This window comes from Sphingomonas sp. GC_Shp_3, assembly GCF_026540945.1.
In the GTDB taxonomy this organism is placed as follows: domain Bacteria; phylum Pseudomonadota; class Alphaproteobacteria; order Sphingomonadales; family Sphingomonadaceae; genus Sphingomonas.
On record NZ_JALNUT010000028.1, the window covers coordinates 1 to 882 of the forward strand.

General features: G+C 61.1%; 2 protein-coding genes. One reads left to right on the forward strand and one right to left on the reverse strand.

Going from position 1 to position 882, the window contains the following annotated elements:
• The coding region (locus OXR00_RS19575) for a glutathione S-transferase N-terminal domain-containing protein (RefSeq protein ID WP_267389905.1) at positions 1–344 on the reverse strand (344 nt) is incomplete at its 3' end.
• A gap of 117 nt (positions 345–461) precedes the next feature.
• Here OXR00_RS19575 and OXR00_RS19580 point away from each other — a divergent pair.
• Positions 462–882: TetR/AcrR family transcriptional regulator (locus tag OXR00_RS19580; protein ID WP_267389906.1), on the forward strand; the 421-nt coding region annotated here is incomplete at its 3' end.

Consider the following 882-nt stretch of genomic DNA (forward strand, 5'->3'; position numbering starts at 1 on the left):
GGATAGAGGATGTGGACCCAGACCCGGTTGTCCCACATCTGGTCGAGGCCGCGCTCGATCGGCGTCTCGCCCATGATCTTGCGGCCTTCGAAGCTGTCGTCGAGGTAGCGCGCGATAGCCGACGTCTCGCTCAAGAACGACCCATCCGCCAGCACCAGCGTCGGCGTTTCGCCCCACGGGTTCATCTTCAAGTGTCGCCACCCGCGCTGCTCACCCACAGGCGACATGTCGTACACCGTCTCGGCAAACCGGTCGGGGATACCCTTTTCGTGCATAAAGATGCGCAGCCGCTGTGGATTGGGGAAAGCGGAAGGGGAGGTGAAGAGCGCCAGCTTATCGGCCATGGGAAGTCTCGCTATCATCAATCACATCACCTGCCTGTCAGATGACAGGTATCTATCTGAAGCGTAAAACTTGCCTCGTCAATCCCTGTCTGGCATATGACAGGTGGAGGCGTGACGATGGCGGCAACGACGAAGGAGAATGCGCGGGAGGCGATCCTGCTGGCCGCACGTGAGGCGGCGATGACGCGCGGCTATGGCGGCATCAACTTCCGCGACCTCGCCGCGACGGTCGGCATCAAGGCGGCCAGCATCAACTATTATTTCGCTAATAAGGCGTTGCTCGGTGAGGCGGTAGCGCGTCGCTACCAGGAGGATATCGCCCGCGATCTTGAGGCGATATCCACCGATGCGCAGGACGCCAGGGACGCATTACGGCGATACCCAAGCATCTTCCGGGCGTCGCTGGAGCGTGACAATCGGATGTGCCTCAGCAGCTTCATGGCGGCCGAGCGTGACGAGCTGCCTGAGCCGGTTCTGAAACAGGTACAGGCTTTCGCCGACGTCAACGTGGCGTGGCTCAGTAAACAGCTTGCCGCCG